Source organism: Microcoleus sp. PH2017_28_MFU_U_A (genome assembly GCF_020738035.1).
GTDB lineage: Bacteria > Cyanobacteriota > Cyanobacteriia > Cyanobacteriales > Microcoleaceae > Microcoleus.
In genome coordinates this window covers 1-6,641 of record NZ_JAEQCX010000211.1, presented here as the reverse complement: position 1 = coordinate 6,641, position 6,641 = coordinate 1, and the positions used below count along the sequence as shown (strand labels likewise).

Sequence of the window (6,641 nt, the reverse complement as noted above, 5' to 3'; positions counted from 1 at the left end):
TTTTGGACGATCGCAATAATTCTCTCAGTTGACCATTTTGACTATATGATACTACTATTGCTTACTACTGCTTACAAACTTAATAAAGTTTTATAATACTAATAAAGCTCGGCAGCAGCAATATCGGCATAGTTTTCGCCACGGGCCACCGAATCATCGGGAAAGGCAGGTTAATCAGCCAAATTATCCCCGCTGCGCCACCCAGCAAACCGCCAACCCAGATGATTTTATCAAAAAATCCGGGCGCGCGGTTGGCTTTAACAGCAGCTTTGAGAGCTTCTTCGCTGAAGTTGGGAAATTCGTCTTTGAAAGTATCGCGGATTTCTTCTCTGGATGCGAAAGTGCCGTTTTGCGATCGCAATTTCTCCAGCCGCTTCATCACCATCTTGCGGTAAACCCCACCCGCTAGAGCATCATCAGCCGCGCACTTGTCAACTTGGGCCCGTAAAATGTCAAAAGCTCGATCGGTAAGACGCCCCATAAAACTCACCTATTCCCTATTTAATTATTCTACAGGCTGCTAGACGAGATAATTGTTAAAATATATAAAGCCCCAATCAAATAATCTAAATTAACTTCATGCCAACTGCTTTAATTACCGGTGCTTCAGGCGGAATAGGCGCAGCCTTTGCCATCGAATTAGCCCAACGCCAGCACAATCTAATCTTGGTAGCTCGTTCCGAAGCCAAATTGCAGCAGCTAGCTGCTAAACTGCAACAGCAATTCAACATTTTGGTCGAAATTATCGTTCAAGATTTGACTGCGCCAGGAGCCACAACTGCTGTATTTGATGCGGTTGTTCAAAAAGGTTGGACGGTTGATTTGTTGGTGAATAATGCGGGTTTGGGGGATTATGGCGCTTTTGGCGATCGCCCTTTAGCAAAACAAGTAGGAATTCTGCAACTGAATATTGTAGCATTAGTTGAACTATCGCACTTATTTTTATCGGGAATGCGGGATAGAAAATCGGGAAGTATCATCAATGTTGCTTCTATTGCAGCCTTTCAACCGATGCCGTATTTATCAATTTATGCAGCAACTAAAGCTTTTGTCTTGAGTTTCAGCGAGGCACTTTGGGCGGAAAACAAAGATTTAGGAATTCGGGTTTTAGCACTTTGTGCGGGCCCCACAGAATCCGATTTTTTTAAAGCAGCAGAATTTCCGGCATCCCTAGCATCTAGCAGCGGGCAAAAACTCGTCCCCGCCGATGAAGTAGTGCGAGATGCACTCAAAGCTTTAGAGAAAAATCAGTCTAACGTCGTGACGGGCGGATTCCCCAATCCACTCATCGTAAATATGCCCCGATTTATGCCGCGAGAACTTTTGGTAAACTCGATAGCCAAGCTATTTCAGCGTAAGCCAGGATAACTGAAGGTGGCCAGAAACCGGGTTTTTCTCGAAATAATTCGTTGTCACCTTAAATATCGTAAAAAACCCGGTTTCTTTTAACTCAACGATGTGGGAACTCAACGATGTGGGCAGAAACCGGGTTTTTCTCGAAATAATTCGTTGTCACCTTAAATATCGTAAAAAACCCGGTTTCTTTTAACTCAACGATGTGGTCAAAATTACAGATATCGAGTTAACTGCACTCGATAGCGTTCTTTTTTAGTAATCATAACTTCCCCAATTTCCAATCTTCCCTTACCAGTAACAGCGATTAAATCTCCCGACTTAACGTTATAACTAGCTTGGGTGATGTCCTTCCAATTAACTCGCACGTCCCCTCTGTCAATAAAATCAACCATTTTGCTGCGAGACATGGCAAATCCCGCAGAAGCAACAGCATCCAATCTCATCGATGCTTCAACGGTTGTCATTTCTTTCTTTTTCGGTTCTCTAATTTTTAGTTCGCTCAACTCAATGCGCCGAGTTTTTACCGGAACCGATCGCACTTGCTGCAAACTCATCTCCAAATACTCTACCATCTCCGGCATGACAATCGCCTGCGCGCCCCGTTCCCCCAAGACAATCACATCCCCGGTTTTTTCGCGGACAATCCCCGTACCCAGCATTGCGCCTAAGAAGTCGCGGTGACTGGCGGTGTCAAACAGGAAATTGCCGGCTATCTCCACCGCAGCAATGCTAACACTCCCAGAGTCGATCGGGATTTCCGATCGGGCGATCGCAATTCTCTGCCTTTCACCCTGGGGATAGCCACCCCAAGCCACTAATTCCACATCAGTTAAGCGCTTAAATACCGTCAGAGTGTCCGCCAACTCCGGGGGCGACAGAAAATCAGTCAGAGTAACTTCCCAAGTTTTAATTGCTTGTTCAGCTTGGTCTAATGCCCGCGCCACACATTCGCGGTTTTCGATGCCTTTTAACAGTTCTTCTTTTTGTAACATCAGTCAATTTTAGATTCTAATTTGAAATTGCCAAACGTTGGTGTAGCAACTAAAAAGTCTACTTCTTTAGCAGTCCCACTACTTTAATTATAGTCTAAGATTGTCAAATAATACCAATTATTAAAAATTGTTGCTACGTTTGATAACCGTAGCAACAATTATCTGTTATTGCTTTAACTCCCCGCCGGAAACGGCAGTGTCGTTTCCCTACAGGTGAGATTTTCTCATTAACGGATTACGGGTGTTGAAAAACTCGGTTGATGCGTCCAGGAATGTCAGCGATTAGGAATGAACCATTAAATATTGACCGTTGCCGTTATATTCACCATCGCAACTGGCGAAATTAGCAACAAACCAAATCAAGTAAAACCGCCAGATTCTGCGGAATTTGGCATAGTCGATGCCGTAGTCTAAATCTTTGACTATCGCCTGAGAGTCATCAAAGTTTTTCAGCCAGTTAGCAAAGGTTGTAGAGTAATTGTAACCGTTGAGATACCATTGTTTGATGGTTTTGAGGTCTTTGTTGTGGCTGGGAACGGCATCGTATTTCCAGTAACGACCGTGGGGGAAAATGTATTTGTGGGTGAAAACACTGGAGATGTTGTTAGGGGTGCGAACGGTGATGATGTGAATGAAAGCGCGGCCGTTATCTTTGAGGAAAGAGGAGAGCTTTTGAAAAGCTTTGGTTAAATTACCGACATGACAAAAAACTCCGATCGAGAGAATTTTGTCAAATTTGGTATCGAATTGGGCGTCGTTCAAATCGCCTTCAAATAAGGTAAATCGACCTGAACTGAGGTAGCTGTCGGGATCTTGCATCCTGTGACGCATATATTCGCATTGATGGTGGCTGAGATTAATGCCAGTAAACTGGACATTGGGGAATTTGGAAAGAATGTAATTGGGAACGCAGCCCCAACCGCAGCCAAAGTCTAAAATGCGATCGCCATCCTGAATCTCTAGTTTCTCAATTACATCATCAATCATCTGAATTTGAGATTGTTCGAGGTTGGCTGCTCCTTTTTCCCACAATCCCATGCTGTATTTGGGATAAATCAGTTTGCTCTCGCCTAACATGGGATTCAGCATGGCTTGAGGTAAGTCGTACTGAAGTTTCATTAAATCTCGCGGGCCTTCCGCGGTGTGTTCTGTTTCTTTGAGTACCCATTCGTAGGGTGCGAGCAGAGAGGGAAAATACTTAAAAAAGACGGGCATACAGGTATCAAAAAGACCTCGCAATACAGAATCCGGTACTTCTAAGCCGTTGATATAAGACTCTGCTACTGCCATTTGCACCGCGTTAACCGCACTGACTGCGACGCGGGTTGCTCGATAGGCGATCGGACTTTTGAGATGGATATTTCCCACCAGCGGGATGTGCTGTTCGATGTTTTGTAGGGCTGTTGATGAACTCATGGTTATACGGGTTTTAAAGATGCTGCTATTCTATCTCAAGCAAATTGGCTGCTCCTTAGGGAACAAAAAAGCTCAAACTCTTATCAAGTAAGGTTTGGAAGAAAAAAGCCTGCAAAACTCTCAAAATATCTGGCGGTTCCAGGGAATTTAATAACGGATTTAAAGGGTTTTGAGCTATCATAAATTTATTAAGAATTATGTCAGTTAATTTGAGCTTTGAGCTTTGAGCTTTGAGCTTGATTCCAAAGGCTTTACTTGGCATATAATTGAGGTGTTTTCATTGTGCGATCGCGATTTTAATGCTGAGTGAGTTTGGCGGTTGAGGTGACGGCACGAGAAGCTAATGTCGATCGCGACTTATACTGAATCAATCAGGGAATGCAGAAAAGATGTCGAAAAACCGGGTTTGCATACAGAGTCACTGCAATAACAGATGTCCGCTCATGCCTCGCTACTTAGTTAGAAACGCCACATATGCCACAGATTCACTATCTGCCGGACGATCGCGCGATCGAGATAGACGACGACGATATAATTCTGGAAGCTTCCCTGCGTGCCGGCATTCCCCACACCCACGCCTGTGGTGGTAGTGCGCGGTGTTCGACTTGTCGTGTCTTGATAGTCGAAGGTTTGGAATTTTGCTCGCCCCGCAATTCAGCGGAAGATGAGCTCGCGAACAAACTGCGCCTAGAGCCGGAAATTAGGCTGGCTTGTCAGACACAGGTGGCGGGCGGGAAGGTGATTTTGCGGAGATTGGCGATCGATTCTGAAGACTTAGAAACCTTTAACGACGAAATCGCCGGAAACTTGATTTCTGCACCTGTGGGTCAAGAAAAGAAAATTGCAATTTTGTTTGCCGATATTCGAGGGTTTACCGCCTTTGCAGAATCGCTATTACCCTACGATGTAATTTATCTTTTAAATCGCTATTTCCAAAAAATGGGTTATGTAATCAACCGCAACGGCGGGATGATCAATAATTATATGGGCGACGGTTTTATGGCGCTGTTTGGGTTGGAAAATTCAGAGAAGGCGGCCGAACAAGCGGTGAGGGCTGGGGTGGAAATGCTGGAGGAATTGGACAAACTCAATCCGTATTTTGAGACTTTATACAGTCACAGGTTGCGGATTGGGATTGGGATTCACTGCGGTTTGGCGGTTGTGGGGAATCTGGGGGCCAAGAAAAATCAGACAGTAACGGCGATCGGGGATGCGGTAAATTTTGCCAGCCGGATTGAAGCTGCGAACAAGCAAGTGGGAACAAGTTTGCTGATTTCCGAGGAAACTTATGAGGAAATCAAGGATTTGGCGATCGTCAACCAGTGCGTATCAGTTAAAATCCCGGGAAAGAGCGGCGAATATCCGCTTTACGAAGTTGTCGGAATGCCACCGCTCCCGGTGGAAATCGAGGAGATTTTCGAGGTTGAGAAAAGTTCTTTTTTGCAGGGGTTTTTCAAGAATTTAATGGGTTTATTGGCTGCGCTGCGGAATTGGATTCGGAAAATATTTGGATCGTGAAACTTAGATTAATCTGAGCATATAATTATTGTGATACTAAAGCATTCAACGGTATGGCAACATTATTCGTAGGGTGCGAATACATCGACAATCCTTAAAGAAAAATCTGGTACATCTGTGTTTATCAAATATGTGTGTAGGGGCGAAGCGGTTTTGCAAAAGCCTCAAATAGCCAAGAGGTCGTTGAGGTAAGCACAACGAAGTTTTAGCATCTTGTTATGACATTTTTTTTCAACCATTGAGCTCCAGAAATTTTCAACCTTCTATCTATTTGTTTGACAGCCGATTCCACCGCTCCCGAGCCTATGGAACAAATCTTATCTGATGATAATTGCTCATAGTTAGGGCTTGCTGAAAAAGTCAGAAAACAGCATTTAGAAAGATAAGTGAATTCGAGATCGCCTCGGCAATATAAGTTTTGTCAATTTTTTTCTGCCGAAACATAGCTTTTACCAATGATTGGAGCAAAAAAACATCCAAAAAGGTTTTTGTTATGAAATAGACCGAAAAAAAGCCAAAAAGCCTGCCGTAGCAGGGCAGAAAGATTGATCACCAAAAAAGTTATTGCGATGCTTGTTTCAGAAGTATTATTAAGTTTAGCCATCACTCTACCGAGGCTGAATCTTCTTTTGGCTTCTCCAAATTTTCCCTCAATTAAGTTACGAATTCTCTCGTCTGATTGAGCTTGTTTTTTTATTGCTTTGCTCAGATTTTTGGGAGGTCTTCCTAGACGGACACCGCTCATTCTGATGCCCATTTCTTTGCACCAAGCTCTATTTTCTTGCGTTCGATATATCCGATCTACATGAATTGATTCAGGGTAAAATCCGGTGAATTGTTTAAATGTTTCTACTTGTATTTTTAAGTCTCCTGATTCGTTGAAATTATCCCAACTAATTCGGTCTAAAAATACGTACCCATTTCGACAACTGGCTGACAGTTTTGCCCCAAATTCAACGGATTTCCCGGCTTTTCCTCGCGACGTTGGGGCGGAACGGATTTCCCGGCTTTTCCTCGCGACGTTGGGGCGGATATGTGGTTGCTTTAAACTTACTATTCTGTCGGGAATACTATGTTCTTTCTTTTCATACATTGACAATTGTTGACGGTAGACTTCTGCAACTACTAACAGCATTTTATAATGAGATTTAGTCAGTAACTGTAGCTGACCCATTCGCTCTATATTAGCCAAATTTCTGTGGATATATTGGAGCTGTTTTTTAATTGCTTTTGTTCGTTCTTTTCGTCGTGGTTTGCGGTTTTTTGCTAGGGTTAGATATTCTTTTCTGGCTCTGTTTCGATATGTCCTCGGCTTTTTTTTTACGGGTGACTGAATTTGATTGTGTAGAGCATCTATAA

General features: G+C 43.5%; 7 protein-coding genes and 1 pseudogene. 2 read left to right on the top strand and 6 right to left on the bottom strand.

Annotated features, from left to right (window positions below; genetic code table 11):
* Positions 1-79 precede the first annotated feature (79 nt).
* Positions 80-481 (bottom strand): hypothetical protein, encoded by a 402-nt coding sequence (locus tag JGK14_RS33675; protein ID WP_293187083.1) that lies wholly within the window; start codon positions 479-481, stop codon positions 80-82.
* A gap of 98 nt (positions 482-579) precedes the next feature.
* On the opposite strand from JGK14_RS33675, the gene JGK14_RS33670 reads away from it, so the two are divergent.
* Positions 580-1,368, top strand: a complete 789-nt coding sequence (locus JGK14_RS33670) for an SDR family NAD(P)-dependent oxidoreductase (protein ID WP_293187082.1) — start codon at positions 580-582, stop codon at positions 1,366-1,368.
* 200 nt (positions 1,369-1,568) lie between these two features.
* Here the strand turns inward: JGK14_RS33670 and JGK14_RS33665 are convergent, their stop codons facing one another.
* The 3 genes from JGK14_RS33665 to JGK14_RS33655 all read right to left on the bottom strand — a co-directional run bounded on the left by JGK14_RS33665 (position 1,569) and on the right by JGK14_RS33655 (position 3,945).
* Positions 1,569-2,348 (bottom strand): photosystem II S4 domain protein, encoded by a 780-nt coding sequence (locus JGK14_RS33665; protein WP_293187081.1) that lies wholly within the window; start codon positions 2,346-2,348, stop codon positions 1,569-1,571.
* A gap of 282 nt (positions 2,349-2,630) precedes the next feature.
* Positions 2,631-3,764 carry an SAM-dependent methyltransferase gene (locus tag JGK14_RS33660; RefSeq protein ID WP_293193905.1) on the bottom strand — a complete coding sequence of 378 codons (1,134 nt, stop codon included), beginning with the start codon at positions 3,762-3,764 and terminating at the stop codon, positions 2,631-2,633.
* 55 nt (positions 3,765-3,819) lie between these two features.
* Positions 3,820-3,945, bottom strand: coding sequence for a hypothetical protein (locus tag JGK14_RS33655; protein WP_293226787.1), 126 nt, complete (start codon positions 3,943-3,945; stop codon positions 3,820-3,822).
* Positions 3,946-4,238: 293 nt separating this feature from the next.
* On the opposite strand from JGK14_RS33655, the gene JGK14_RS33650 reads away from it, so the two are divergent.
* Positions 4,239-5,282 (top strand): adenylate/guanylate cyclase domain-containing protein, encoded by a 1,044-nt coding sequence (locus JGK14_RS33650; RefSeq protein ID WP_293199335.1) that lies wholly within the window; start codon positions 4,239-4,241, stop codon positions 5,280-5,282.
* Positions 5,283-5,446: 164 nt separating this feature from the next.
* Here JGK14_RS33650 and JGK14_RS33645 read toward each other — a convergent pair.
* Together JGK14_RS33645 and JGK14_RS33640 are read right to left on the bottom strand one after the other, a co-directional pair.
* A pseudogene (locus JGK14_RS33645) lies at positions 5,447-5,625 on the bottom strand (ISKra4 family transposase); the annotation flags it as partial.
* A 78-nt stretch (positions 5,626-5,703) separates the two neighbouring features.
* A partial coding sequence (locus tag JGK14_RS33640) for a transposase (RefSeq protein ID WP_325315999.1) occupies positions 5,704-6,641 on the bottom strand: 938 nt, incomplete at its 5' end.

Excerpts from the sequence above, each read along its gene's own strand:
- JGK14_RS33655 (WP_293226787.1), bottom strand. The coding sequence starts at position 3,945 with ATGATAGCTCAAAACCCTTTAAATCCGTTATTAAATTCCCTGGAACCG.
- JGK14_RS33675 (WP_293187083.1), bottom strand. The coding sequence starts at position 481 with ATGGGGCGTCTTACCGATCGAGCTTTTGACATTTTACGGGCCCAAGTT.
- JGK14_RS33665 (WP_293187081.1), bottom strand. The coding sequence starts at position 2,348 with ATGTTACAAAAAGAAGAACTGTTAAAAGGCATCGAAAACCGCGAATGT.
- JGK14_RS33670 (WP_293187082.1), top strand. The coding sequence starts at position 580 with ATGCCAACTGCTTTAATTACCGGTGCTTCAGGCGGAATAGGCGCAGCC.
- JGK14_RS33660 (WP_293193905.1), bottom strand. The coding sequence starts at position 3,764 with ATGAGTTCATCAACAGCCCTACAAAACATCGAACAGCACATCCCGCTG.
- JGK14_RS33650 (WP_293199335.1), top strand. The coding sequence starts at position 4,239 with ATGCCACAGATTCACTATCTGCCGGACGATCGCGCGATCGAGATAGAC.